The 26267-nt window shown below is 71.2% G+C and carries 26 protein-coding genes and 1 pseudogene; 20 read left to right on the top strand and 7 right to left on the bottom strand.

Annotation, left to right across the window (positions count from 1 at the left end; genetic code table 11):
- A pseudogene (locus tag AB0F38_RS29105) lies at positions 1-116 on the top strand (glycerol-3-phosphate acyltransferase); the annotation flags it as partial.
- Positions 117-143: 27 nt separating this feature from the next.
- Here AB0F38_RS29105 and AB0F38_RS29110 read toward each other — a convergent pair.
- Entirely contained in the window at positions 144-656 is a 513-nt protein-coding gene (locus AB0F38_RS29110; protein WP_361899625.1) for a GNAT family N-acetyltransferase, read from the bottom strand.
- A 450-nt stretch (positions 657-1106) separates the two neighbouring features.
- On the opposite strand from AB0F38_RS29110, the gene AB0F38_RS29115 reads away from it, so the two are divergent.
- Positions 1107-2168, top strand: coding sequence for a hypothetical protein (locus AB0F38_RS29115; RefSeq protein ID WP_361899627.1), 1062 nt, complete (start codon positions 1107-1109; stop codon positions 2166-2168).
- A 236-nt stretch (positions 2169-2404) separates the two neighbouring features.
- Positions 2405-3172, top strand: coding sequence for an NPP1 family protein (locus tag AB0F38_RS29120; protein WP_361899630.1), 768 nt, complete (start codon positions 2405-2407; stop codon positions 3170-3172).
- A 148-nt stretch (positions 3173-3320) separates the two neighbouring features.
- Here AB0F38_RS29120 and AB0F38_RS29125 read toward each other — a convergent pair whose 3' ends face one another.
- Both AB0F38_RS29125 and AB0F38_RS29130 read right to left on the bottom strand, forming a co-directional pair.
- The gene (locus AB0F38_RS29125; RefSeq protein WP_361899633.1) at positions 3321-3785 is read right to left on the bottom strand and encodes a hypothetical protein; all 465 of its coding nucleotides are present in this window, start codon (positions 3783-3785) and stop codon (positions 3321-3323) included.
- Between the two features lie 81 nt (positions 3786-3866).
- A complete protein-coding gene (locus AB0F38_RS29130; protein WP_361899636.1) occupies positions 3867-4472 on the bottom strand; it encodes a CGNR zinc finger domain-containing protein in 606 nt (201 codons plus the stop codon).
- Positions 4473-4510: 38 nt separating this feature from the next.
- Between AB0F38_RS29130 and AB0F38_RS29135 the strand changes: the two genes are divergently transcribed.
- The gene (locus tag AB0F38_RS29135) at positions 4511-5704 is read left to right on the top strand and encodes an MFS transporter (protein ID WP_361899638.1); all 1194 of its coding nucleotides are present in this window, start codon (positions 4511-4513) and stop codon (positions 5702-5704) included.
- Between the two features lie 297 nt (positions 5705-6001).
- Positions 6002-6664: a lysophospholipid acyltransferase family protein gene (locus AB0F38_RS29140; RefSeq protein WP_361899641.1), complete on the top strand. Its 663-nt coding sequence runs from the start codon at positions 6002-6004 to the stop codon at positions 6662-6664.
- A gap of 339 nt (positions 6665-7003) precedes the next feature.
- Here the strand turns inward: AB0F38_RS29140 and AB0F38_RS29145 are convergent, their stop codons facing one another.
- Entirely contained in the window at positions 7004-7387 is a 384-nt protein-coding gene (locus AB0F38_RS29145; RefSeq protein ID WP_361899644.1) for a metalloregulator ArsR/SmtB family transcription factor, read from the bottom strand.
- A gap of 94 nt (positions 7388-7481) precedes the next feature.
- Between AB0F38_RS29145 and AB0F38_RS29150 the strand changes: the two genes are divergently transcribed.
- Positions 7482-9458: a heavy metal translocating P-type ATPase gene (locus AB0F38_RS29150; RefSeq protein WP_361899647.1), complete on the top strand. Its 1977-nt coding sequence runs from the start codon at positions 7482-7484 to the stop codon at positions 9456-9458.
- Between the two features lie 569 nt (positions 9459-10027).
- Here AB0F38_RS29150 and AB0F38_RS29155 read toward each other — a convergent pair.
- Positions 10028-11371 (bottom strand): sugar ABC transporter substrate-binding protein, encoded by a 1344-nt coding sequence (locus AB0F38_RS29155; RefSeq protein WP_361899649.1) that lies wholly within the window; start codon positions 11369-11371, stop codon positions 10028-10030.
- Between the two features lie 942 nt (positions 11372-12313).
- On the opposite strand from AB0F38_RS29155, the gene AB0F38_RS29160 reads away from it, so the two are divergent.
- From AB0F38_RS29160 to AB0F38_RS29185, 6 genes are all read left to right on the top strand, one after another.
- Positions 12314-12724, top strand: coding sequence for a VOC family protein (locus AB0F38_RS29160; protein WP_361899652.1), 411 nt, complete (start codon positions 12314-12316; stop codon positions 12722-12724).
- Positions 12725-13084: 360 nt separating this feature from the next.
- Positions 13085-13549: an AraC family transcriptional regulator gene (locus AB0F38_RS29165; protein ID WP_361899655.1), complete on the top strand. Its 465-nt coding sequence runs from the start codon at positions 13085-13087 to the stop codon at positions 13547-13549.
- Between the two features lie 5 nt (positions 13550-13554).
- A complete protein-coding gene (locus AB0F38_RS29170; RefSeq protein WP_361899658.1) occupies positions 13555-14181 on the top strand; it encodes a glyoxalase in 627 nt (208 codons plus the stop codon).
- Positions 14182-14430: 249 nt separating this feature from the next.
- Complete coding sequence (locus AB0F38_RS29175) at positions 14431-15330, top strand: ABC transporter ATP-binding protein (RefSeq protein WP_361899661.1); 900 nt, start codon at positions 14431-14433, stop codon at positions 15328-15330.
- Positions 15327-16304: an iron-siderophore ABC transporter substrate-binding protein gene (locus AB0F38_RS29180; protein WP_361899664.1), complete on the top strand. Its 978-nt coding sequence runs from the start codon at positions 15327-15329 to the stop codon at positions 16302-16304. Before AB0F38_RS29175 ends, AB0F38_RS29180 begins: the two co-directional genes overlap by 4 nt.
- A 6-nt stretch (positions 16305-16310) precedes the next feature.
- Positions 16311-18377, top strand: coding sequence for an iron ABC transporter permease (locus AB0F38_RS29185; RefSeq protein ID WP_361899667.1), 2067 nt, complete (start codon positions 16311-16313; stop codon positions 18375-18377).
- A gap of 432 nt (positions 18378-18809) precedes the next feature.
- Here the strand turns inward: AB0F38_RS29185 and AB0F38_RS29190 are convergent, their stop codons facing one another.
- Positions 18810-19703: a helix-turn-helix transcriptional regulator gene (locus tag AB0F38_RS29190; RefSeq protein ID WP_361899669.1), complete on the bottom strand. Its 894-nt coding sequence runs from the start codon at positions 19701-19703 to the stop codon at positions 18810-18812.
- Between the two features lie 219 nt (positions 19704-19922).
- Here AB0F38_RS29190 and AB0F38_RS29195 point away from each other — a divergent pair, with 219 nt between their 5' ends.
- From AB0F38_RS29195 to AB0F38_RS29230, 8 genes are all read left to right on the top strand, one after another.
- Positions 19923-20939, top strand: coding sequence for a zinc-dependent alcohol dehydrogenase family protein (locus AB0F38_RS29195; protein WP_361899672.1), 1017 nt, complete (start codon positions 19923-19925; stop codon positions 20937-20939).
- A 29-nt stretch (positions 20940-20968) separates the two neighbouring features.
- Entirely contained in the window at positions 20969-21382 is a 414-nt protein-coding gene (locus AB0F38_RS29200; RefSeq protein WP_361899675.1) for a cupin domain-containing protein, read from the top strand.
- Positions 21383-21514: 132 nt separating this feature from the next.
- Positions 21515-22198, top strand: coding sequence for an SDR family NAD(P)-dependent oxidoreductase (locus tag AB0F38_RS29205; protein ID WP_361899677.1), 684 nt, complete (start codon positions 21515-21517; stop codon positions 22196-22198).
- A 191-nt stretch (positions 22199-22389) separates the two neighbouring features.
- Positions 22390-22737 (top strand): cyclophilin-like fold protein, encoded by a 348-nt coding sequence (locus tag AB0F38_RS29210; protein ID WP_361899679.1) that lies wholly within the window; start codon positions 22390-22392, stop codon positions 22735-22737.
- A gap of 35 nt (positions 22738-22772) precedes the next feature.
- Positions 22773-23090 carry a hypothetical protein gene (locus AB0F38_RS29215; RefSeq protein ID WP_361899682.1) on the top strand — a complete coding sequence of 106 codons (318 nt, stop codon included), beginning with the start codon at positions 22773-22775 and terminating at the stop codon, positions 23088-23090.
- A gap of 5 nt (positions 23091-23095) precedes the next feature.
- Positions 23096-23863: a glucose 1-dehydrogenase gene (locus AB0F38_RS29220; protein WP_361899684.1), complete on the top strand. Its 768-nt coding sequence runs from the start codon at positions 23096-23098 to the stop codon at positions 23861-23863.
- A 97-nt stretch (positions 23864-23960) separates the two neighbouring features.
- Entirely contained in the window at positions 23961-24236 is a 276-nt protein-coding gene (locus tag AB0F38_RS29225) for a hypothetical protein (protein ID WP_361899687.1), read from the top strand.
- Positions 24237-24609: 373 nt separating this feature from the next.
- Complete coding sequence (locus AB0F38_RS29230; RefSeq protein ID WP_361899689.1) at positions 24610-25254, top strand: dihydrofolate reductase family protein; 645 nt, start codon at positions 24610-24612, stop codon at positions 25252-25254.
- A 354-nt stretch (positions 25255-25608) separates the two neighbouring features.
- Here the strand turns inward: AB0F38_RS29230 and AB0F38_RS29235 are convergent, their stop codons facing one another.
- Complete coding sequence (locus tag AB0F38_RS29235; RefSeq protein WP_361899691.1) at positions 25609-26259, bottom strand: class F sortase; 651 nt, start codon at positions 26257-26259, stop codon at positions 25609-25611.
- Positions 26260-26267 lie beyond the last annotated feature (8 nt).

The following is a 26267-nucleotide window of genomic DNA, read 5'->3' on the forward strand; positions in this document are numbered from 1 at the left end:
ACGTCATCGTCCACGCACGCCGTGCCGAGATCGCCGACGGCATCAACACGACCCACCGCAACCCGGGCTACTTCCCCGACATCGAACTGCCCACCGCGACGCGGTCCGCCACCGATGTGTTTCCGTGCCCACGGGACTCGGTGTCAGCGCGGCGCGCCGGCCGGATTCCCGAGGGCCCGCAGGTCCAGGGTGAAGCGCAGCCCAGGGCGGCCGTCCAGCACGATCTCGCCGGCCGGCTCGAACCCCGTGCGGGACAGCACGGCCCGCGACCCGGGGTTGTCCTCGGTCGTCACCGCCCGCAGGACGCCCAGCCCGTACTCGGCGAGAGCCAGCACGCACACCTTCCGGACAGCGGCGGTGGCCAGGCCCTTCCCCGCGGCCCGCTCGGCGATCCGGTACCCGAGTTCGGCCGAACCGTCCGCGACATCGACGAGGTTGACCCTGCCCAGCACGGAGCCCTCGCCGTCGACGAGGACGTGCAAGTGGTGCAGCCCGGCGGCCTGTTCGGCGAGCAGTTCACTGTGGCGCGCGTCGAACCCGGCGAAATAGTCGTCACCCCGGTCCGGGACGGAGGCGGCGAAATACGCACGGTTCTCCCGCTCGAAGGCGAGCAGAGCCGCGGCGTGGTCGGGGCGAAGGCGTTGAAGGACGGTCATGGACGCGACGATAGCCAGCGTCCGGCCACCCAGGGACGTGGGGTGCGTCGAGGTCGCGCCGAGCGGCGTCACGGATCGTGGCGCTGCCGCTCACCAGGGGCGGGAGCCCCGGCGGTGTACGCCGAACCCGTACCCGCAGGGCCACCACGGCGGCCGTCGCCCCCAGCACGGCGATGCCCCGCCACCGCGGCCGGCGCGGCCGCATGCCTGTGTGGCGGCCGATGCCCGGTCATGCCGCGTTCGATGACCAGGGGTCTCGTCGCATCGTTCACCGGTGGGCGTTTTCGGTGTGGTGCGCTCGGCGACCGACCCGAGGTCGCACAGCAGTACGGGCGGTGACCGTGACCTTGGCGCCGTGCGCACGTTGTACCGGTCGTGCCTCTCTCCTCTCCCCGTACGTCCCATGCCCCGGCCGCGCCTACGGTGGCGAAGCCCCCTACCGCCTTCCTGTTGACGGCTCGACAGGGAGAAGCCGCTCGCCAACTGCTGTCCTATGTGGCCTCGTTGCCGCTCGAAGGAGCCGACGCGCAGCTTCTCGCGGTGGTCGTCGCCATTCGTGCCGCCCGGGGCGGGACCGGCAACCTCACCGGGCAGGACCTGCGCTCACTGCGTCTGGCCGACGCGGAAGGCGCCGTCGCGGCCGTCGGTGCTCTGGGCTGGCAGGCGCGGGGCGACCTGATCGGCGGCAACCCAGATGTCCCCGTGGGCATCACCGTGCCGGAACTCGTGGGCGTGTCGGACCGCCGGCTGCCCTTCGCCAAGCTGACGCGGTCCCGGGTGTCAGGGTGGACGAACCGGACCATGACCTCCAAACCGGCCAGGAAGACCTCGGCCGCGGCCCGGCTGGCCGCGCTGTTCCTGGCCGCCCACGGACCGGCGGACCACCACGCCGACCTCCCCGCCGACCTGCCCGGGCACTGTCGTGCCGCGCTGCCCGAGCTGCTGGCCAAGGGATTCCTGCTCGAACTGGACGGCAGGCGCTACCTCCTGGGGGAAGCCGTGCGGCACCTCTCGGGCATGCACGCCCTGCCACCTGCCACACCCCCTGCCCGGGCACCGAGGATGACGTGGGGCGAGTGGAAGGCGCAGGCGAGTCCTGCGCTGCGTCGGCACGCCGAGGCCGTCGAGCACTGCTCCCACTGCTCGATCTCCCCCGTGAGGGTGGCCGAGGCCTTCATGCGCACGCCGGTTCCCGCCCAGTTCGACGCGACGGTGCGTGCTGCTTTCGACGCATGGAAGGCCAGCCACCCCGACGAGGGTCCGCGCGCCGCGCAGTTCGCCGCGGACTTCCGTGCGGCACACGGCCACGGCCCGTCCGTCAAGCAGCTGTGCAAGGGGATGGGCTGGGGAAAGCAGGGGCGTGGGTTGCGACTCCTCATCACCCGGCACCTGATCGCCGAAGAGTGGCTGACGAACACGGAGCCCGTGCCGTGGACCCTCCGTCCGGGCGGAGCCGCCAAGGCGCTCCACGCCGCCTCTTCCGTCACCGGCGCGCGCCCGCGACAAAGCTGACGCCGCGCCCCTGTCGAGGGAAGGCGCATCCGGTCCGAGGAGCCTGAGCGGCGGCCGTGACGGTCGGGAGCCGCACGTACGAAGTCGACACCGGCAGTGCGTTCCTGTCTGTTGACCGACCGTTCATCGCTTCGGCTTCCAGGGTGTGTTGGGCCACGCGGAAGGGTTCACCACGGTTGTGGTGGGCATGCCAAGGATGCTCGCGTGTCCCCGCCACGCGCCAACCTGGAGGATGCATGAAGACCGGAGCCCGCTTCCGTAGGGCGTCACTCGTCGTCGCCGGCGCCATCACGCTGGTCATCGGTTCGGCCGGCAGCGCCCTCGCTGCCCCGCCGCCCGCCCTGCCCGCGAACGCGGACGGAATGGAGCAGACGTTCCAGCCCGCGTTCGACTACGACACGGACGGCTGCTATCCGACCCCGGCGATCGGTCCCGACGGGACCATATCCCCCGGCCTGAACACCACCGGTGCGGTCAACGGCAGTTGCCGCGACGCCGGAGACCTGGACAACACCAACGGATACGCGCGCTACAAATGCAACAACGGCTGGTGCGCGATCATCTACGGGCTCTACTTCGAGAAGGACCAGGCGGTGGCCGGCAGCGGGCTGGGCGGGCACCGGCATGACTGGGAGCACGTGGTGGTGTGGGTGCAGAACAACGAGGCCCGCTACGTGTCCACCTCTGCCCACGGCGACTTCGACGTCTACAACCGTGACCAGATCCGGTGGGACGGAACGCACCCGAAGGTCGTCTACCACAAGGACGGCCTCGGCACGCACTGCTTCCGCCCCGCGAACAGCAACGACGAGCCGCCGGAGAACCATTACCACGGGTGGCAGTTCCCCACTTTGGTCGGCTGGAACGGCTATCCCCCCGGCGTACGGGACAAGTTGGTCCAGGCGGACTTCGGCAGTGCGACCTTCGGGCTCAAGGACGGCAGTTTCAACGCTCACCTCGACGAGGCCAAGCCGGCCGGAATTCCCTTCGACGCCCACGCCTGACGGCCGAGGAGGGTTCCGCCGCGACCCAGTAGGCAGCACTGCCGCCCGCCGACTGGGTCGCGATCCCGGCATCCGAGTGCCGGCCCGGCGGGTCCGGCCGTGCCGTGCGGCTGCGGTCACGTGTGGCGGCGCTGCTCGTGAACGGCCTTCACGAGTTCGTCGATGGCCGACCGGGTGTCGTCGTCGCGACCTTCGTCGATCGCTTCGAGAGCGGCGGCCGCGGCCTCACGGATGTGGTGGGGGAGCCCTCGGCGGCTGTGAGGTGATACGCGGCCTTACGGCGCGCCGTGCGCTCGGCGGCGTCCACCGCGTCGGGGCCGGACAGCGGAAAGACGGAGACCCTGTACGCGGATATGCCCAGCACCACCATGTCCCCGATTCCGTCGGCGTACCCGAGCGCGGCAGCCTCTCCCTGGCCTTCCCGGATGGTGGCGACCATCCGGCGGCGGGACAGCATCGTGCCCAGAGCGGCGCCGCCTCCCAGGGAGAGGGCGCAGGCGACGGCGAGGAACGGCCCGTCCCAGACGAAGCCGGTGACTGCGCCGAGCCCCGCGAGCGCGACGGTCCAGCCGGCCGCGATCCAGGAACCCATGTGCTCGGGTGTGGTGTCCATGGTGGGAGTGTCTCAGCCGGGGCCGACATGCCGGGGCGGGGGAGTGGCAGCTCTTTCGCTCTCTGGCCGTGAGCGACGGGGTCAGCGGCGTCGAGACGCTGACCGTCCCTGCTGGGTGGCGCGGGAGCGCCGGTGCGTCGCGACTCGTTCGCGGGTCGCGCAGCGGCGTGAGCAGTAGTGGCGTTCCGGGCCGGCGCCGTGGGCGATGAAGACGTCGTGGCAGCTGGATGAAGCGCAGATCCTGCCGGGCGGACGCTGGTGGTCCCACAACAGAACGGTCAGTGCCATGCAGGAGGAGGCGAGGAACCACTCGCTCCAGGCGGCGTTGTCGTCGTGGTCGAGATGGGGGTGCCACGGGGTGGTGCCGCCGTGCGAGGTGAGGCGAAGCGGCCCGGTGCGCTTCTGAAGGAGGCGGTTGAGGGCGGCGGCAACGGCGTCCGCGTGGTCGGCGGCGAAGACCTCGCGAAGCAGGTCGGCAGACCTGCGCATCTGCTCGACGTCATGGGCAGTGAGGCGGATCGGATCCCTCTCGCCGTACTCACGCAGCAGCGCGGTGACTGCGGCAGGATCCGCTCGGTCGTCGGCAAGCCCGTTGATGAGCGCGGCAGCGCGCCGTGCCGTCGTGAGCACGGAGTGGCGGGTGGACCAGCCGTCGGCTGAGGAGGGCACTTCGGCAATGTAACGCATATTGCACATGTTTGAGTTACCTCTTTAGCCTCGTGTCGATGAAGAGGCGACACCCGATGCGTTCTTATCTCGCCGGAGCGGTGGCGGCCCGTGCCGGGGACGAGATGTCCGGACCGGCGTTGATGCTGGCAGGGTTCGCCGTCGCCGGCTCGGCGGTTGAAGCGTCGTCACTGCTCGCGGGGATCACGGTCGCGGCTGTCGTGGGCGGGCCGATGCTGGGAACGCTCCTCGACAGGGTTGCGCGGCCGGGACGTCTGCTGGCCAGGGCGCTCGCCCTCTACGCGACGGGCCTGGTGGTGATTCTCGTAGCGCTCGGCCGTCTGCCGATCGCGCTCGTCGTCCTGATCGCCGTGCTCACCGGTCTGTTGGGGCCCGCGCTGTCGGGCGGCTGGACCGCTCAGCTGCCCCGAGTGGTGCCGCACACGAAGCTGCCCAGGGCCAACGCCCTCGACGCGATGACCTTCAGCGCGGCCGGCCTGGTGGCGCCCGCCCTCGCGGGCGGGGTGGCGGAGGTGTGCGGGGCGCCGGGCGCTGTGGTCGTCTCGGTGGTACTCATCAGCTTGGCGGTGCCAGTCGCCTGGAGGCTTCCCGTGAGCCCCGGACCCGTACCAGGCTCGGTCATCACCTCCGCGGCCGGTGATCTCGCTGCGGGGATGCGGCTCATCGTCAGGACCCCTCGCCTGGCCCGTGCCACCTTGTCGTCGACCGTCTCCTGCATCGCCCAGGGCATGCTGACGGCCTGCATCCCGCTCCTCGGTGTACGCCTCCTCGGCGGGGCGGGCCACGGCGCGATGCTGCTCTCCTGCGCAGCCGTGTCCGCCCTGGCGGCCAACGCGGCACTCGCACGCCATCCGTGTCCGATCACCCCGGACACGATGATCTGGGCCGGCGCCCTGGTCCAGGCCGTGGCACTGGTCCTGGCCGCGACCGGTCGGCCCGTGGCGCTCGTCGCAGCCGTCCTCATCGCCGGGATCGGTGAAGGCCCCCAGCTCACCGCCGTGTTCGCGGTGCGCCATCGGGAAGCCCCGGAAGAGCTGCGAAGCCGGGTCTTCACCACGGGCGCCAGCCTGAAGATCACCGCTTTCGCCCTGGGCGCGGCCGTAGCGGGGCCGCTCGCCACCAGGTCCCTTCCCGGCGCCCTGGTGGCGGCGGCAGGAGTGCAGGTCCTTGCCGCGTTGGTCTTCCGTACAGTCCCGCCGGTGGCCCGTCCCTCCAGAGCGGGTGAAGGGTGAGCAGGCCCCAGCACACGGGCGCGCCGTACGAACCGGAACCGGAGGTATCCGCGCCGCCGTCTCAGGGGACCGAAGTGCCGGTTGCCGACCTGCCGTCGGATGCGTCGAACGACTACCCGTCTCGTTGGACGCGCCCCCAGCAGCCGGACCGGACCCCACAGACCCCGGCCCTGAACCTCGAACCCAGGACCTGGGTACGCCGACAGGGCTGCCGCTGAGTACCGGCACTCAGGCCCGTAGCGCAGTCCCGGACCACGATGAAGGTCACCACCGTTCGAGTCCGGGAGGACCCCGCTCATGCTCAGCCGCCTCGCCGACGCCCTGGTGCCCGCCGTCGGCCGACTGACGGTCACCACCGACAGCGACGCCGTCTTCGCGGAGGGCAGCGTCATCGTCGCCAACCACAGCTCCCTGGCCGACCCCGCCGTGGTTCTCGCGGCTCTGCGTCGTCTCGGAGTCGAACCGGCCGTCCTGGCGGCCGCCGGCCTCTGGCGTGTTCCCCTGCTCGGCCGTGCGCTCGCCCGCGAGGGACACATCCCCGTCCACCGGCATGACGAACGCGCCGGCGACGCCCTCGACGGCGCTGCCGAAGCCCTTGCCCGGGGACGCCTCGTCCTCATCTACGGCGAGGGCGGCATCCCGCTCCGCAAGGACGCCGGAGAATCCGCCCCGGAAGCCTTCCGCAGCGGGCTGGCCCGACTCGTGCACCGGACGGGAGCCCCCGTCATCCCCCTGGGGCAGGCCGGCTCCCGCCGTCTCGCCTCGGGGAGCCTGCTCAAGCAGCTCGCGGGCCTGGGCACCGCCCCGCTGCGCAGGCCGGGCCTCCATGTCCACGTCGGAGCCCCGATCATGCTGATGGGGGACATACCGAGCTGCACCGTCCACGCCCGTGCAGCGGTGACCGACGCGTGGAGGAAGGCCGCCGAACGTCTCGGCGAACCGATCGCCCTCGCCGCGTGAGAACCGGTGCCGGCCGGGACCTGAGGGGCGGCCGGCGTCCGGCGGAGCGGCGCGCGCCCGGTGGCGTCGCCGGGCAGCCGGGCGAGGGGCGATCCGTCCTGTGAACCTGGGCGACGTCGGGCAGGCGGCCGGCCCGCAGCGACGGCGTCCTCGCCCAGGGCGCCGGGCCACCTTCGCCGGCGACGGCGACAGCATCGCCGTGTGCGCACCTGTGTTCGCCCCTGCCGGCGTCGACGGGATGAGCGTCCACGGGACGTACGCGGAAGGTCCGGACGGCAGTCGTCGGGGTGCGTGCCCAGGCGATCGGACCCACGAGGCCCTCCCGGACCGCCGTCGGCCTCAGTCGGCGGCGGGCCCGGGCGGGTCGGCAGGGAGGTCCCGGATCCCTGTGCGCAGGTGTTCCACGTGGTAGAGGGCCTGGTCGAGGAGCTCGGCGACGTGGTTGTCGTACAGGGCGTAGATGATCGAGCGGCCGCGGCGTTCGCCGGTCACCAGTCCGAGGTTGCGCAGCAGGCGGAGCTGGTGGGAGCAGGCGGAGGCTTCCATGCCTACCGCTTCCGCGAGGTCGCTGACCGAGCAGGGGCCTTCCTGGAGGCGAGCCAGGATGTGGAGCCGGGAGGGCGTGGCGAGGGCCTGGAGGGTGGCGGCGACGTCGGCGGTGCCGACGGCGTCGAGGCGCTCGCGGGTGGTTGCGCTGCTGGCGGTGTCGGTTCCGTGGCCCATGGACGCCATCATACGGGCGACATATGAAAACCTGTTCACATGTTCCTGTATGGTGAGCGGGTTGCCTCGTCCGCCCGTGAAGGGTCGTTCTGTCATGCCTGCTGTCCTGGATCAGCGGTCCGTGCCGCCTGCTGCCGAGCCGCGTCCGGCGCCGCCGAGGAGGCGCACGCGAGTCCTGGCGCTGTCGGAGGCCCGGTGGGCGCTGGCCGCACTGGTGCTCTTCCTGATGGCTCTCCCGATGGATCTCGCAGGTGCCCCGGCCTGGTTGTGGGGCCCGCTGTACGCCGCCGTCTACGTCACAGGCGGCTGGGAACCGGGATGGGAGGGCCTGAAGGCACTGAAGGACAAGACGCTGGACGTGGACCTGCTCATGGTCGTCGCGGCGCTCGGCGCCGCCGCCATCGGCCAGGTCCTCGACGGAGCGTTGCTCATCGTCATCTTCGCCACCTCCGGAGCCCTGGAAGCCATCGCCACCGCGCGGACCGCCGACTCGGTACGCGGCCTTCTCGACCTCGCGCCGCTCACCGCTGCCCGGCTCCTGCCCGGCGGCGTGGAGGAGAACGTCCCGGCCGACTCCCTGGCCGTCGGAGACACGATCCTCGTACGGCCCGGCGAGCGGGTCGCCGCCGACGGCAAGGTCCTCCACGGGAGCAGCGACATCGACCAGGCCACCATCACCGGCGAGCCGCTTCCGGTGGCCAAGAGCCCGGGGGACGAGGTGTTCGCGGGCACCGTCAACGGCACAGGCGCCCTGCGGGTCCGCGTCGAGCGCGACCCGGCGGACTCGGTGATCGCGCGGATCGTGAAGATGGTCGGGGAAGCCTCCGGGACCAAGGCCCCCACCCAGTTGTTCATCGAGAAGATCGAGCAGCGGTACTCGATCGGCATGGTCATCGCCACACTGGCCGTCTTCACGATCCCGCTCGCCTTCGGCTCAGCCCTCCAGCCCGCCCTGCTCCGCGCGATGACCTTCATGATCGTCGCTTCGCCGTGCGCGGTGGTGCTGTCCACGATGCCCCCGCTGCTCTCCGCCATCGCCAACGCGGGCCGCCACGGCGTCCTCGCGAAGTCCGCCGTCGTGATGGAACGCCTGGGTCAGGTCGACGCCGTCGCCCTCGACAAGACCGGCACCCTGACCGAAGGCACGCCCCGTGTCACCGACATCCGCCCCGAGCCCGGTTCCGGTCTGGACGAGAACGGGCTGCTGGCGCTGGCGGCGGCGGCCGAACACCCCAGCGAGCACCCCCTCGCCCGCGCCGTCGTCCGGGCCGCCCGCGAACGCGGCCTCGCCCTCGCTGAGGTGACGGACTTCGCCTCCGCCCCCGGCGCCGGCGTCACTGCCACGATCGGCGGCCGCACCGTTCAGGTCGGTTCCCCAGCCCGCCTCGTCCCGACCGGTGGACCGGACACCGGCGGTGTGGTCCGGGCACTCGAGGACCGAGGCCGCACCGCGGTACTCGTCCTGCGCGACGGCGGCCCGGTCGGGGTGCTGGGCGTCGCCGACCGGCTCCGCCCCGACGCGAAGGCGACGGTGGCCGCGCTGAGTGAACTCACCGGCCGGGCCCCGGTCCTGCTGACCGGCGACAACGAGCGCGCCGCACGGCACCTCGCCGCCGAAGCCGGTATCACCGAGGTCCGTGCCGGTCTGCTCCCGCAGGACAAGGCGGCCGTGGTCAAGGAGTGGGAGGCCGCGGGCCGCCGGGTGCTGGTGGTCGGCGACGGGGTCAACGACGCCCCGGCCCTGGCCGCTGCGTACATCGGCATCGCGATGGGCAAGGCCGGCTCCGATCTCGCACTGGAGACCGCCGACGCCGTCGTCGTCCGCGACGAACTCGCCACCATTCCCGCCGTCGTGGCCCTCTCCCGCAGGGCGCGCTGCCTCGTGGTGCAGAACCTGGTCATCGCCGGGGCCTTCATCACCGCGCTGGTGGCCTGGGACCTGATCGGCACGCTCCCGCTGCCGCTCGGCGTCGCCGGCCACGAAGGTTCCACCGTCATCGTCGGCCTCAACGGCTTGCGCCTGATGCGCGAACACGCCTGGACCAGCTCTTCCGGCGGGGACAGGGCATGAGGGAGCGCGCCCGCCGGTCGAACGGCCACCCCGCCGAGCCGCACTGACGAGTGGTCGACGACCCGGCCGGCACGCCGGACCGCGTGCGGGCCGCTGCACACCGTGGACGTGGCCAACGAAATCCTGGGCCTCTACGGCCGGCCCCAGATCACCCGGACCGTCCTCGAAGGGGACCTCGGTCCCGTGACACAGCACCGGGGCACCCGGCGGGGAACACCACGGTGCTGTGAGGGGATCCGGCGGTGGCTCGTCCACGTAGCCGAGGGCCGTCTGCCGGACACAGCAAGGCGCTGTGCGTCCGCACGACCAAGCCCTCCGTCCGGCCGTGCACTCGCCAGATCAGGCCGCATGGACCCGGGGCATCAGCCGCCTCCGCAGCTCCTCACCCCGGGTGCAACCCCCGTACGCAGGACGACGGTGGGTCCACCCGCCCGGGCGAACCCCGGGCAGGAGCCCGCCATCGGTGGTCGTCGTGCGGCCCCCTACGACGCACGGGCGGTCCGGCCGGGCCGTGGTGCGGCGTACGTGTGCCGCACCACCGGGCGCAGGCCCGCGTCCGACCCCCGCGCTCATGGTCGGTTGCCCCGCATCTGCTTCCACTCCGCCTGGGCCTCGTTGAGCTGATCCGCGAAGGTGTCGAGGAACTCCTCGGCGGTCGTCTTGCCGAGGATCACCTTCTGGAAGCCCGGCTCGCTGTCGGCCTTGGACAGCGTGTTCCAGTCCGGCAGGTAGTACGGAAGCTGGACGATCCTGGTGTTGCCGGAGAAGAGCGCCTCGGCGCCCAGCTTGGTGGCCTCGGCCTTGTCGAGCCAGGCGTCCTCGGCCGCCTCCTGGTTGGCCGGGATGAGGCCTGCGGATTCGCTGAACTTGGAGTTCGCCTCGTGGGATGCCGCGAACTCGATGAACTTCCAGGCCGCCGCCTTGTTCTTGGACGACTTGAACAGGCCGAGGCCGGACACGGGGTTGGAGACCATCACCCGCGTACCGTCGGCCAGCTCGGGCTGCGGGATGCCGCGGAACTTGTCGGTGCCCAGCGCCTTCACGTGGTCCTGGTAGGAACCCAGGTTGTGGTTGAGCATGCCGATGCTGCCGGAGTCGAACTGCGCAACCATCTTGGTGAAGTCGTTGTTCAGGTCGGCCTCGGGTGTGGCCTTCCGGTACAGGCCGACGTACTTCTCCAGCGCCTCGACGTTCCTGGGGTCGTTGACGGTGGTCTTCGTCCCGGAGGCATCCCAGAAGGAGTCGATGCCGGACTGCCCGTACATCGCGTCCAGAGCCTGGGCGATGGAACCGGGGCCGCCGCGGATCGTGTAGCCGAACACGTTCTTCTTCTTGTCCGTCAGTTCCTCGGCGGCCTTGTAGAAGTCGTCCCAGGTCCTGGGTTCGCCCAGCTGCGCCTTCTCGAAGAGGTCGGTGCGGTAGTAGAGGACGCCGTTGGTGGCGGAGATCGGCACCGTGTACAGCTCGTCCCGTCCACCGGCCGACTTCACGTTCGCGAGCATCGCCTCGTTGAGCTTGCCCTTCAGGGTGCTGTCCCCGATGCGCTCGTCCAGGGGCTCCAGTGCCTCCTGCGCGGTGATACCGGCGATCATCGCCGCACCCACGCCGCCGACGTCCGGCAGGCCGCCGCCCTGGATCGCGGTGTCGTACTTGGACTGGGCCTCGGTGGACGCGAGGCCGACGTACTGCACGTCGATGCCGGGGTTGGCCTTCTCGAAGTCGGCGATGATCTCGTTCCAGACGGCTGTCCGGACACCACCGTTCTCGTCCCAGAAGACGATGTTTCCGGTGCCCGAGCCCTCGCCGCCCCCGTCGGCCACGCTTCCGTCGTCACCGCAGGCGGTTGCGGTCAGGGCCAGGGCGGAGACCAAGGAGATCGCGGATGCGAGTCGGCGACTGCGGTGCATCTTCATGAGGGGCTCTCTTCTCTGGGTGCTCACTGCCGGGCTCTCCAGGCAGCCGGGTGCAGGGCGAGGCCTTGCGGGATGTGGTCAGGGTTCATTCGGGAACGTGGGGGCGCGAGCGGTTCCGCGGGCGGCGCTCCCGAATTCGGATTCGCCTCCCGGAATGCACGGGTGAGGGGCGCCGACCTGGCCGTTCGAGGGGCCGGGCGGGCGGAGTTCCAGCAAGACGCGCTGCCACCCCCGGTGGCGTGGCCGCGGGGTGGACGGCAACTGGGCGGCAGCACCTCACGGGGCTCTCATGACCCCGTCGCGGGTTCACCCCCGGACACCCGGTCCGGCCGGAGGCCGCAACGCCGCGCGTACCTGGGTCGCGACGCGGCTGCTCCGCGGTACCTCGGTCTCTCCGAGTGCCTGCCCGCGAGCCGGTGTCCGGTGGAGGCACCGGTGCTGATCGTCCCAGGCACGTACCGGGTGCGGGGAGGAACGAGGGGCGGACTCGTCGGCATGGCGGCTCTCAGATCTCGTATCGCGTCTCATATATGACATATGAAGAACAACGCGATGAAGGTAAGTCGGCCCACGGGCGCCGTCAATGTGCTGGACAAAAGAAAGTTTCCCGCCGGACATCCGGCCCGCGGGAACGTCACGTTTGGGGTGGGAATCTGCCCTGCGAACTGGGTGCGGTTGTAGGCGAGGTGAGGCCTCTTTGCGATCGCCACCGGATGCCACCGCCGTTCGGGAGCCGTTTCCCATGCACAGGCGCGGGACGCGGCCGAGCTGACGCCCCTGTTTCCCAGGCCTGCGAGCTTCCGGCACGAGAGATCACCTGCGCGCGCATCCGCCGAGCGCCACAGCCCTGCGCGGAACACGGGGCAGGACCCGGAAACAGGCGGCTGGATCGATCAGGAATCAAGAAGCGCGGGTCACGGAGCCGCACCTAGCATGATCGTCATGGACATCACCATTCACACGAGCTTCCTCCCGCATGACGACCCGGACGCGTCCCTGGCCTTCTACCGCGACGTCCTCGGCTTCGAGGTCCGCAGTGACGTCGGGCAGGGCAAGATGCGCTGGATCACGGTCGGCCCCGTCGGTGTGCCCGGCACGTCCATCCTGCTGGCGCCGCCGGCCGCGGACCCCGGTATCACCGAGGACGAGCGCCGCACCATCGCCGAGATGATGGCCAAGGGCACCTACGGCTGGATCCTGCTGGCCACCCCGGACCTCGACGGCACGTTCGAGAAGGTGCAGGCCGGGGATGTCGAGGTCGTCCAGGAGCCGACCGAGCAGCCGTACGGCATCCGTGACTGCGCCTTCCGTGACCCCGCGGGCAACCTGGTCCGCATCCAGGAACTCCGCTGAGCCGCCCGGCCGTCGATCCGCCCGCGAAGGCCGGCGTCGCGACCACCTGTGAAGAACGCGGCGGTCGGCCTGACCGCAGCCCCTGACCACCCCCGGCGGCCGCACGATTGCGGCGTTGCTCTCGCGACGCAGGCCGCTGGGGGCGGCGTACGACGACCACCCACCACGGCGGCGTCCAGATCCCCGCCGGGCCGGCCACCGGCCTCGGTCCCGGACGTACCCGGCCACCGGGCGAGCGGCTGTTCGCCCGCCCTCACGGCTCGTCGACTCCGGCAAGCCGGTCATCGTCATAGAGCCCTCGCCGCCCGCCTCGGCATGCGCTTCGGGTGCTCGCGGACATCGACGAAGAGGAGTTCTTCCATGTGTCACCCCTCGTGGGCGCGCGCACGCATCGCGGCCCAACACCTGAGCGACCTCGCGCGACTGCGCCGCGTCCGCGACCGGATCGACCGGGAGTACGCACGGCCGCTGGACGTCGAGGCGCTCGCCCGCGGCGAGCACATGTCCGCCGGGCACCTCAGCCGCGAGTTCCGGCAGGCGTACGGCCAGTCGCCGTACGGCTACCTGATGACGCGGCGCATCGAGCGCGCGGCGGCGCTGCTGCGGCGCGGCGACCTCGGTGTCACCGAGGTCTGCTTCGAGGTCGGCTGCTCGTCACCGAACATCTTCCTCACCCGTTTCACCGCGATGGTCGGCGTGCCGCCCAGCGCCTACCGCCGCCGAGCAGCGGTGGGTGCGGCGGGCGTGCCGCCGTGTGCGGCGAACCGGGTGACCGGACCGGTCAGGAATCAAGAAGCGCCCCTCGCCGAGCCGCAACTAGCGTGATGACCATGACATCCATCGAAGCAGTCACCCTCGAAGTGGCCGACCCCACGGCCGCCAGGCGCTTCTGCACCGCAGCCTTCGGACTGGGCGCACAGATCCGCCTGCGGGCCTCGGAGGCACCCTCGACAGGCTTCCGCGGCTTCACGATGGCACTCACGGTGTCCCAGCCGGCCGACGTCACGAGTCTCGTCGACGCCGCCCTCGACGCAGGCGCCACACCGCTGAAGCCCGTCACGAAGTCGTTCTGGGGATACGGAGGCGTCGTACGGGCCCCGGACGGGACGATCTGGAAGGTCGCGACCTCGGCGAAGAAGGACACCGGCCCCGCCACCCGGCGGATCGACGAGATCGTGATCCTGCTGGGAGTCGCGGACGTGATCGCAAGCAAGCGGTACTACGTCGGCCAGGGCCTCGCCGTGGCGAAGAGCTTCGGACGCACGTACGTCGAGTTCGCTGCCGGTGCGAGTCCGGTCAAGCTGGCGCTGTACAGGCGCCGCGCCCTCGCCAAGGACGTCGGCGTCTCTCCCGACGGCACCGGATCGCACCGGCTCGTGATCGGTGGCGATGCCGGGCCGTTCACCGACCCGGACGGGTTCGCATGGGAAGCCGCATCGCCGGCGCCCACGCGCTGATGTGTCGTTGCTGCTCGCCCTGCCCGGCCGTCGAACGGGACCTCAGCCTTTCCGTCCTGCTCGCCGTGGCCGTCGGGGGGAGGACGGACGATCACCGGGGCACCTGCGGAGCCGCGAGCGCTTCACCGGGCTCGTCACGGGATGGGGGAGGCGTACGCCGGGTGGCGGCCATGCCCGCGTGCCCGGAGCTGCCTCCCGATGTCGGGGGTGCCGTTCACGGTTGCCTAAGGTTAGGCTAGCCTAATCGGCATGAGAGCTGGTGAAAGCACCCCCGGTGCTTCGGATGCCCCGGCGGCTACCGGTGTGCCACGTACGCGTGGTCACGGACTGTCCGCCGACGGGGTGAGCGTGTCGTACGGCAGGGTCGACGTCGTACACGAGGCGGCGATCGCCCTGCGGCCCGCCGAGGTGACCGCCCTCGTGGGCCCCAACGGCAGTGGGAAGTCGACGCTGTTGCGGACACTCGCCCGACTGCAGTCCGCGCGCACCGGTTCGCTCACCGTCGACGCGGGAACGGACGAGGCCGTCGACGGCTTCGCGCTCGGCGCCCGCGAGTTCGCGCAGCGCGTCGCGCTCCTGACCCAGTCCCGGTCGACTCCGGGCGGGCTCACCGTCCGGGACGTGGTCGACTTCGGCCGTTACCCCTACCGGGGCCGATGGGGCCGTCCCGACCCCCGCGGCACCGCGGCGGTGGACCGGGCGCTCGGCCTCACCGGTGTCACCGACCTCGCCGGGCGCGGAGTCGATCAGCTCTCCGGCGGTCAGCTCCAGCGTGTGTGGCTCGCGAGCTGCCTCGCCCAGGAGACGGGGGTACTCCTCCTGGACGAACCGACCACCTATCTCGATCTGCGCTATCAGGTCGAACTTCTCGACCTGATACGCGATCTCGCCGACGACCACGGGATCGCCGTCGGCGTCGTCCTCCACGACCTCGACCAGGCGGCGTCCGTCGCGGACCGGGTCGCCCTGCTGCACGCGGGACGCATCGTCGCCGACGGTGTGCCCGAGGACGTCTTCACGCCGGAGCTGCTGTCGGACGTCTACGGCATCCGCATCGACATCGGCACCGATCCCTCGACCGGCCGGCTGCGCACCCGTGCGATCGGCAGACACCACTCCAGATCCGAAAGGCTCAGCACCTCCTCATGAGACGCCACCTCCTCGCCACGGCCGCCGTCGCCGCCCTCTCCCTGGCCGCATGCGGAACCACGGAACCCTCGTCGGACGACCCCGCGGCCTCCGACAAGACGGCCGAGAAGATCACCCTCACCGATGCCAAGGGCACGAAGGTGACCCTCGACGGCCCGGCCAAGAAGGTCGTCGCCACCGAGTGGAACGTGGTCGAGGACCTGATCACCCTCGGCGTCGCCCCCGTCGGCGTCGCGGATGTGAAGGGATACACCGCGTGGAACACCGCGGCCCCGCTCACCGGTGACCCCAAGGACATCGGAACCCGTGGCGAGCCGAGTATCGACACCGTCGCCGCCCTCGCCCCCGACCTCGTCGTCGCCACCAGTGACCTCTCGCCCGCGGTGGTGAAGCAGCTCCGCAAGGTCGCCCCCGTCCTGGAGATCACGGCCGCCGACGCCGCCGACCAGATCGGCACGATGACGGAGGGCCTCGACCTCATCGCGAAGGCCACCGGCACGACGGCCCAGGCGGACGCCGCCAAGAAGGACTTCGAAGCGAGTGTCGCCGAGGGCAAGAAGGCCCTCGCGGACGCCGGCCTCGGCGGCGCCGAGATCGCCTCCGCCGACGGGTACGTCGCGTCCAACCAGGTCTCCATCCGCGCCTACACCAGCGGCTCCCTCCTCGGCGCCGTCAACGAGAAGCTCGGTCTGAAGAACGCCTGGACCGTCGAAGGGGACGAGAGCTACGGCCTCGCCACCACCGATGTCGAAGGGCTCACCGGCCTCGGCGACGTCCACTTCTCGTACGTCGCCAACGAAACCGACGGTGACGCGTTCACCGGCCCTCTCGCGAAGAACGCCGTGTGGAAGTCGCTTCCCTTCGTCAAGGACGGCAACGTTCACCGGTTGCCCGACGGCGTCTGGATGTTCGGCGGTCCCCGCTCGATGGAGGCGTACATCGACTCCCTCGTCGACGCCCTGACGAAGAAGTAGCCCGCCGTGGCCGTCATCGACAAGCCCGCGGTCGGCCGTGACCGCACAGCCGCGGCCACGACGGGCGCGATCGCCGTGACGGCCACGCTCGTGCTGCTGGTCGCGGTACTCGCCGCCGTCGACATCACCCAGGGCACCGCCGACGTCGGCGCGTCGGAGGTCTGGAGTGCTCTCACCGGCGACGCCGGGGCGGGGGACGCCTCCGTCGTCGTCGCGTCCCGGCTCCCGAGGATGGTCGCCGCCGTCCTCGTCGGACTGGCCCTCGGCATGGCCGGCGCCGCCCTCCAGGCGGTCAGCCGGAACGTGCTCGCCTCGCCGGACACCCTCGCCGTGAACGCAGGCTCCTACCTGGCACTCGGCGTGGTCGCCGTAACCGGAACCACCCTTCCCCTCCTGGCCTCGTCCGGCGCCGCGTTCGTCGGCGGACTCGCTGCCGCGGCCGTCGTGCTCGGACTCTCCGGGCTCGGCAGGGGCACCGTCCGGCTGGTCCTCGCGGGCAGTGCCCTCGCGCTGGGGCTGAACGCGGCGACCGAGGCACTGCTGCTCCTGTTCCCCCAGCGGACCGAAGGCCTCTACCGGTGGGGCCAGGGAGGCATCGGCCAGAACGGCTTCGACGGTGTCATCCAGATGGCCCCGGTCGTCGCCGTCGGCCTTGTCGGGCTGCTGCTCGTCGCCCGACGCGTCGACGCCCTGGCCCTGGGCGACGACGCCGCCCGAGGGCTGGGCGTGTCCGTCCGCGGGACCCGGATCACCACCGTGGTGCTCGCCACCCTGCTCGCCGCGGCGGCCGTCACGCTCGCCGGCCCGATCGGCTTCGTCGGCCTCTGCGCACCCGCGCTCGTACGCCCCCTCACCCGCCGCTTCCGGGGGCTGGTCCGGTCCCGGGTGAGCCTCCCCGTCGCCGGCCTCGTGGGCGCCGCGCTCGTCCTCGGCTCGGACGTGCTGCTGCGGGCGATCGTGCCCGCCGACACCGCCGTGGAGGTGCCGACCGGGGTCGTGACGACCGTGGTCGGCGGCGCTTTCCTCGTCGTGATGGCCCTCCGGACGCGGGACACAGCAGCCGCTGACGCGCCGGACCGGCTGCGGATCCCGGGGCGGACCGCGTTCCTCACCACCGTCGTCGTGCTCGCTGTCGTCCTTGTCGGTGTGATGATCGCGGCGGTGCTCCTCGGAGACTCGAAACTGCTGCTCGGCGACGTCGTGAACTGGGCACAGGGCCGGGCCGGCCGGGTCGTCACGTTCGTCCTCGACACCCGGGTGCCCCGGGTGGCGGCCGCGCTCCTCGCGGGTGCCGCGCTGGCCCTGTCCGGCACCCTGGTCCAGGCCGTGACCCGCAACCCGCTCGCGGAACCGGGGGTCCTGGGCGTCTCCGGGGGCGCCGGCCTCGGCGCCGTCCTGCTCGTCACCACGGTGCAGGCCCCCGGTTCGTGGGAGGTCGCGGGAGCGGCGTTCGGCGGGGCGGCCGTTGCCGCGTCGATCGTCTTCGGACTGGCTGCACGGGGTGGATTCCGCCAGAACGGGCTGGTCCTGCTCGGGGTCGGGGTGTCCGCCGCCGCGGCGGCGCTGATCAGCCTGGTCATCGTGCTCAGCGACCCGTTCGACACGACGAAGGCACTCACCTGGCTGTCCGGGTCGACGTACGGGCGGAACATGCCCGATGTGCTGCCGGTCGCGGTGGTGCTCGCCGCCGGCATCGTCGTGGCGGTGGTACGCCGCCGGGAGCTGGACCTCGTCGCCCTCGACGAGGACACCCCGAGGCTTCTCGGCCTCGGCCTCACCCGGGCGCGCCTCGGCCTCCTCGTCGTGGCCGTCCTGCTCAGCGCCACCGCCGTGGCGGCGGCCGGCACCATCGGCTTCGTCGGACTGGTGGCCCCCCATGCGGCACGCGCCCTGGTCGGCCGGCGGCACGTACGGGTGGTCCCCGTCGCGCTCCTGCTCGGGGCCGTGCTGGTCTGCTTCGCGGACCTCGCCGGTCGTACGGTGATCGCCCCGGCCCAGCTCGGCGCCGGCCTGATGACGGCCGTCATCGGCGCCCCGTACTTCGTGTACCTGCTGGTCCGCACACGGCGCTGATGCGGGGGAGGGCCGCCCGGCGAACCGGACTCCCCGCCCCGCCCGTACGCCCCTGTCAGGGGCGGCTCACGGCCCTCACCGGCGGCGAGCCGCCCCTGAGGCGGTTCACCCCCCTGCCGCGCGAGCCGGGTCGGATGAAGGCCCTGCGGGGCATGGACCGCAGCGCTCCGACCGACGCCGCACGCAGCCCGGCAACGTCCGCTGCCCGGCCCGGCCGTGATGGGCACGCTCGAACAGCGTGGGGTCCGCCCCTCGGTGAGCGGCATCCGCACGCAGGACGATCTGCTCGACGCCCACGCGCGGCGCACCGAGGTCACCCAGCGATGGGCCCCGGTGCCCTGTGGTCCCGACCTGCGCCACGCGGGCCGGCGAGGAGCGGAGGAGTTGTGCGCCGACAGCGCCGAACACCGTCGGGTTCGGTGCTGTCGGCGTTCAGCTGGTTGCCGATCGTTTCGTGGCCGAGCCGGCTTCCTGCGTGGCGGCCCAGGTGGAGAGGAGGCGCAGTCCTTCTTCGGAAGGTGAGCCGGGCTCGGCGGTGTAGACGGTGAGGGTGAGACCGGGGGCGGCGGCCATCTCCAGGCCCTCGAAGGCCAGGGTGAGGTCGCCGACGGCGTGGTGGTGGAAATGCTTGGTGCCGGTGCCGTGATGGCGGACGTTGTGCGCACCCCACCGAGTACGGAACTCATCACTGCGGGTGCACAGTTCCCCGACCAGATCGTGCAGATCCTTGTCGTGCGGATCACGGCCGGCTTCCGCACGCACAATCGCGACGGTGATGTCGGCGAAGGCGTCCCAGTTCGGGTAGAAGCGGTGGGAGGCGGGGTCGAGGAAGGTGAAGCGGGCCAGGTTCTGCTGGTTGCCGGGCGTGGCGTAGACGTCGGTGCAGAAGGCGTGGAAGAGCTGGTTGGCGGCGAGGATGTCCATCCGGCCGTTGCGGACGAACGCCGGTCCGGCGGTGATCGCGTCCAGGGTCCATTGCAGGCTGCGGTGCGGTGTCCACTGCCGGGTGGTGGCACGGCGGCGGGGGCGGGTGAGGGCGTCGGAGCCGTCGGCGGCCCGGGCCAGGTTCAGCAGGTGGGCGCGTTCGGCGTCGTCGAGCCGGAGGGCGCGGGCGAGGGCTTCGAGGACGGCCGGGGAGACTCCGGAAAGGTTGCCGCGCTCCAGTTTCGAGTAGTACTCGACGCTCATGTCGGCGAGGGCCGCGACCTCGCTGCGGCGAAGGCCAGGCACCCGGCGCCGGGACCCTGAGGGCAGCCCGGCCTGGTCGGGAGTGATCTTTGCCCGCCGCGAGGTGAGGAACTCGCGGACCTCCTCACGGTTGTCCATGCCTTCGACGGTACGTCCCGCAGGGCGCCATAGGGATGTACTGCCGGTACACCCCTTGTCGGTGACTCGCTACGCGCGTGAAAAGGGGGTTACCTCGAAGGCGTGGCGCTACTTCTTCCGGCCGCGAGGGCGGCGAAGGAGCAGCCCGCACCCGGCCCGGGCGGTCCGCCACCCGTGTCCGGGTCCGCACCCTGTACCCGATACGCAAAGGAACCTCTCATGCGCGGCGCAGTGATCTACGCTCCCGGCGACATCCGCTTCGAGACCCTGGAGGACCCGAAGATCGAGCACCCGACCGACGCGATCATCCGCACGGCCGTGACCTGTGTGTGCGGATCGGACCTGTGGCCGTACCGGGGTGCGGAGCCCACCGATCACGCTCATCCGATGGGCCACGAGTACGTCGGCTTCGTGGAGGAGGTCGGGGCCGAGGTGACCGCGGTGAAGCCGGGCCAGTTCGTCATCGGCTCGTTCGCAACCTCCGACAACACGTGTGCGAACTGCCGCAACGGATTTCAGTCGAGCTGTTTGAACCGCGAGTTCATGTCCACTTGCCAGGCCGACTACGTCCGCATCCCCAACGCCCAGGGGACCCTCGTCGCCACCGACGGCATCCCCGACGAAGGGTTCTGGCCCGGCCTGCTGGCCGTCTCGGACGTGATGGGCACCGGCTGGTGGGCCGCCGATGCCGCCGAGGTCAGGCCCGGCTCCACCGCCGTCGTCGTCGGCGACGGCGCGGTCGGACTGTGCGCGGTGATCGCCGCCAGGGAGCTGGGCGCGGAGCGGATCATCGCCATGTCCCGCCATGAATCCCGGCAGAAGCTTGCCCGCGAGTTCGGGGCCACCGACATTGTCGCCGAGCGCGGCGAGGAAGGTGTCGCCCGGATCAAGGAGATGACCGGCGGGATCGGCGCGGACAGCGTCATGGAGTGCGTCGGCACCGCCCAGTCCATGAGCCAGGCCCTCCGGTCGGCCCGCCCGGGTGGCAACGTCGGCTTCGTCGGCGTGCCCCACGAGGTCGCCATCGACGGGCAGGAGCTGTTCTTCTCCCACGTCGGCCTGCGCGGCGGCCCTGCCCCCGTCCGCCGCTATCTCCCCGACCTCATCGGCCGCGTCCTCGCCGGAGCGATCGACCCGGGCAAGGTCTTCGACCTCACCCTCCCCCTCGACCAGGTCGCCGAGGGCTACAAGGCCATGGACGAACGCCGCGCCATCAAAACTCTCCTCACCCCCTGACCCGCCCCGCACCCGCACGAGGAGCAACCGTGCGTATCACCTACAGCTCGATCGCCACGACCAAGGGGCCGGCGGACCGGTTCACCGGCGACGTCTATATCGACGCCGTCGCCGCGGCACCCGCCCCGTCCCGGGTCACCGCCGGCCTGGTGCATTTCATGCCCGGTGCCCGCACCCACTGGCACCGTCACCCGCTGGGTCAGACGGTCTTCGTCACCGAAGGGGTCGGTCTGTGTCAGCGCCGGGGCGGACGGGTGGAAGTCATCCGACCCGGAGACCGCGTCCTGTTCGAGGCCGACGAGGAGCACTGGCACGGCGCGGCGCCGAACCGGCTGATGGTCCACCTGGCCATCAACGAGGGCGACGACACCCACGACGTCGTGCACTGGTTGACCCCCGTCACCGACGATGAGTACGCCGCCGCCCCGACTACCGGCTGCTGAACCCGGGCCCCGTGGCTCAGGTCGCCGAGGGCTCCACAGCCCCGGACGAACGCCGCGCCGTCGAGGCCCTCCTCTTTCCTCGGGCGGATCCGATGTGGCCCCGTCCCACCCACGATGTCGAGGAGAACCACCGTGACCACCTTCGCCCTCGTCGGCGCCGGCCCCGGCCTGGGACTGGCTGCCGCACGTCGCTTCGGCGCCGCCGGACACCGCGTCGCCCTTCTCTCGCGCAGCGCCCAGCACCAGGACAACCTGGCAGCCGAGCTGGTGAGGGAGAACATCCACGCCCGCGGCTTCACGGCCGACGTCCTTGACCCCGCCTCCCTCACCGCGGCCCTGCGCGAAGCCGCGGACACGCTGGGGCCCGTCGAGATCCTGCAGTTCAGCCCGGTGCCCCGCGGCGACTTCATGAAGCCGGTCCTGGACACCACCGCAGCTGACCTGGACGATCCGCTGGCCTTCTCCGTCAAAGGGCCGCTCACCTGCGTAAACGCGGTCCTGTCCGGCATGCGGGAGCTCGGCCGGGGCACGCTGCTGTTCGTCAACGGGTCCAGCGCGGTGCGCCCCAGCCCCGGAGTGGCCGGTACCTCGATCGCGTTCGCCGCCGAGAGCGCCTACGCGGCGATGCTCCACACCGTGCTCGCGCCGGAGAACATCCACGTTGCGCAGCTCATCGTGCCCGGGGCGATCAGCCCCGACTCCGCGCAGTCCAGCCCCGGGACGCTGGCCGATCGGCTGTACGGCCTGCACACCGGTCGCGAGGGCTTCAGGCACTACTCCGAGCCCATGCCCGACCCGCAGGCCGGCACCCCATGACCTTCCCCGTTCGCAGGGCCCTGACCGCCGCCGCCACCGGCGTACTGCTGCTGGCCGTGAACGCATGCTCCGACGACTCACCCGCCGAGCAGGCCCCCTCCGCAACCTCCGCCTCGTCATCCGCCCCGGCGTCCGGGCAGCCGCCGACCTCGGCGTCAACGACCCCGTCCGGATCAGACAGGAGCACTCCGATGGACATCCGCGTCACCATCGACGGCCGGCTCGTCGGCGCGACCTTGAACGACAGCCCCGCCGCCCGCGACCTCGCCTCCCTGCTCCCGCTCACCCTGGACCTGAAGGACTTCCACGGAACTGAGCGGATCGCCGACCCGCCGAGGAAGCTGACCACCGAGGACGCCCCCGCACCGGCCGCGGCCAAGGCCGGAGACCTCGCCTACTTCGCACCGTGGGGCAACCTCGCCATCTTCTACAAGAACGGCCCCGCCGCCTCCGCAGATCTGCTGATCCTCGGCCACATCGACGCCGACGCCGACCAGCTGTCCGGAGCCGACCGCATCACCATTGAGGCCGCCTCCTGACCCCGCCCACCCCTCATACGGGAAGAAGTTTTCGCATGCCCTCCGCCACCGGGTCCACCCCCGGCCGACTGCCCTTCGTCGTCTGGGTGCTCGCCGTCGGCACGTTCCTCATGGGCACCACCGAATTCGTCATCGCCGGGCTGCACTCCTCGCTTGGCCTGACCGGTCCGGCCCTGGTCGGTGCCGTCTTCGCCGCGCTCACCCTGCTGCCCCTCACCGCCCTCGCGCTGCGCGGCACCACCGACCCCTCGCGGATCATCGCCCACCACACCACCGACGCCGACGAACCGCAGGCAGCCGACGCCACCGTGACGGCCGCACGCTCCACGCCCGTACGACCTCGTTGGGAGTAACCGCCATGAATCCCACCTACGACTTCACCGGCCAGGTCGCCCTTGTCACCGGCGCTTCCTCCGGCATCGGCCTGGCCACCGCCCGCGCCTTCGCCGCCTCAGGAGCCGCCGTCGCCCTCGCCGACATCAACGACGACGCCGTCAACGCCGCCGCCCAAGAACTCACCGACGACGGTTACCGGGCCCTCGCGCTGGTCTGCGATGTCACCGACGAGGATCAGGTCGCCGCCGCCGTCGACCGCACAGTCGAAGTCTTCGGCCGACTCGACATGGCCTACAACAACGCCGGCATCATGCCCCCGCCCACCGACGCCGCCGACGAGACCGCGGAGCAGTTCGACCGCGTCCAGGGCATCAACCTGCGCGGCATCTGGGCGAGCACGAAGCACGAACTGCGCCACATGCGGGAGCAGGGAAGCGGCGCCATCGTCAACTGCTCCTCGCTCGGCGGCCTGGTCGGCAACCCCGGCCGCGCCGCCTACCACGCCGCCAAGCACGGCGTGATCGGCCTGACCAAGAGCGCCGCCCTCGAATACGGCCCCCGCGGTGTCCGCATCAACTCCGTCTGTCCCGGCACGATCAGCACCCCGATGGTCGACGCCATGGTCGAGGGCGGAGAGCTCGACCGCAGCCGGGCCGAAGCGGGCCAGGCCATCGACCGGCTCGGCACCGCCGACGAGATCGCCCAGGCCGTGCTGTGGCTGTGCAGTCCCGGTGCCAGCTACGTCACCGGCATCGCCCTGCCCGTCGACGGCGGCTACACCGCTCAGTAACCACCCCCGGGCCGGGTACGTCACGACGACGCCCGGACCCGCTCCCGTACGAACCGAACGCACGCAAGCCTCCTGACCACCAGGAGGCCACAGGGCCATGCCCTCCCGCACAGGCGCCACCCGCGCAGCAGGCGAGCTGTCCGAGGACTTCGCGAACACCCTCACCCGGCTCGGCATGTCGTCCTGGCGACCGTCACCCCGAAGGCCGCCCACCGATGCCACAGCGAGCGGGGCACGTGCGCACAAGGCCTGGGCACGAGGATACGCATCCGCCACCGAGCTGCGGGCGTTCCTGCTCAGCTACCGACAGCGCGACGACCTGAACAGGGCGTATGAACGGCTGGTGGAGCGCTGTATGCGCGAACGGGGATGAGCATCCGTCGGCGGCCGCATCCGCGGCACCGCCTCGTCGGCCTACCCGTGATCATGTACGCCCCACGGGTACCGGTGTTGCGGACGCGGAGCCTTCCGCGCCTTCCCGCACGCGGGCCCATCGACAAAGGTGAGGACCGGGATCCGCCACGCTCGGGCGTGACAGATCCTTCAGGCTCTCTCGATGTCCGAGCAGACGGTGTAAGACTCTGCGGGGGCGGACGTGCCCTCACCGCAGGATCCTCTGCCCAACCGGGCAGACCTCACAGTTCGGGATGCCGAGCAGCCCATTTTCTGACCGATGGCGGATGCGGCGATGAGTTTTCCCGGCCCGGCAGGTCTCACCATCGTTGTCGACAGCACAGGAGGAACACATGGCTCAGCTATTGCGAGTCCAGAATTTCAGCGTCTCGAGTGACGGGATCGGTGCCGGTGAGGACCAGACCTTCGAGAGGCCGTTCGGGCATGTCGAACCCGAGAGGCTGTTCTCCTGGGCCGGTGCCACGGCGAGCTGGCCGATGCGCACGGACTCAGGGGGGAGTCGAGGCCTGGACGACTACCTCACGCGGGATTTCGCGCGCAACATCGGTGCGGAGATCATGGGCCGCAACAAGTTCGGGCCCCAGCGCGGGCCCTGGGAGGACCATGAGTGGCAGGGCTGGTGGGGGGACGAGCCCCCGTTCCGCACCCCGGTCTTCGTCCTCACCCACCACAAGCGTCCTTCGATCACGCTTTCCGACACCACGTTCCACTTCGTCGACGGCGACCCCGCCACGGTCCTCGAGCAGGCCCGGGAGGCGGCGCAGGGCAAGGACGTCCGGCTCGGCGGCGGGGTCACCACCCTCAGGCAGTTTCTCGACGCCGACCTCGTCGACACCATGCACGTAGCGGTCTCGCCGGTGGAGCTCGGGTCCGGACTACGGCTCTGGAAGTCCCCCGACGAGTTGCTCGACCGGTTCCACCTGGACGTCGTTCCCAGCCCGAGCGGGGTGACGCACCATCTGTTCTGGCGAAGGTGACCGGCCTTCAGGGCAGCTCCGGGAGGCTGTTCTGCCTCCGGAGCTGCCCTGAGGCGGACCGTCGAGTCGTGCAACGGGCTGTCCGCCGGCGTGGATGGCTTCCTGAGCCCGCGCCAGGGCGGAATCGAGCCGGCAGAAGTCGGTGCCGGTCTCGATGATCATGCCGTCGCCGTCAGGCAGTCGAGCGGCATGAACGCGCTCGTGGGGCTCGACCGTTCGCCATGGCACTTGTCCGGGCGCCCAAGCTCGCAGGTTCCCTGCGGCAGTCGGCACGGGAGCGGGAATGGCCTCGGGCCCTCGAACGGCCGGTACCTCGCACCGAGGTACCGGCCGTTTCCTGTGGCACGCCGTGGTTCAGGCGGCCTTCTTCTTGAGCGACGTGAGATGGGCGAAGACGACGACGTTCGCCGAGTAGCCGTTCTTCTTGTCGAAGCGTCCACCGCACGTCAGGAGTCTGAGCTCAGGACGACCGGCAGGCCCGTAGACCTGCTCGTCCGGGAACTTGTCCTTCTTGTACGTCTTCACCTTGTCGACGGTGAAGACCGCAGTCCGCCGGTCGGCGCGGGTGACCTTCACCGTGTCACCGCGGCGCAGGGCGTTGAGGTTGAGGAAGATGGCCGGTCCTGTCGCGGTGTCCCGGTGGCCGACCAGCAGAGCCGTCCCCGCCTCGCCGGGGGAGGCACCCTTCCGATACCACCCCACCTGCCTGGGGCTGGTCAGCGGCGGGGCGCTGAGCCGGCCCTTCGCGTCGAGGCCGAGGCCGGTGATCTGGGCCTCGATGAAGATCGCTGGGATGGCGACCTTCACCGGACGGGAGTGGACCAGAGGGGCGTGCGAGGCGGGCACCTTCTTCGGCGGTTTGTGCGGTGCCCTCCGGAAGGGCGGTGCCCCACCGCCCGCGGCGTCGCCGCCGCGGGCGGATGTGACCGACGAGGCGTCCTCGGACGAGTCCGAACTCGCCCATACGACACCGGTCACCAGCGTCAGCGTCACGCTGAGGGTCATCGCGAGCC

This window comes from Streptomyces sp. NPDC025273 (assembly GCF_040638585.1).
Lineage (GTDB): Bacteria > Actinomycetota > Actinomycetes > Streptomycetales > Streptomycetaceae > Streptomyces > Streptomyces cinereorectus.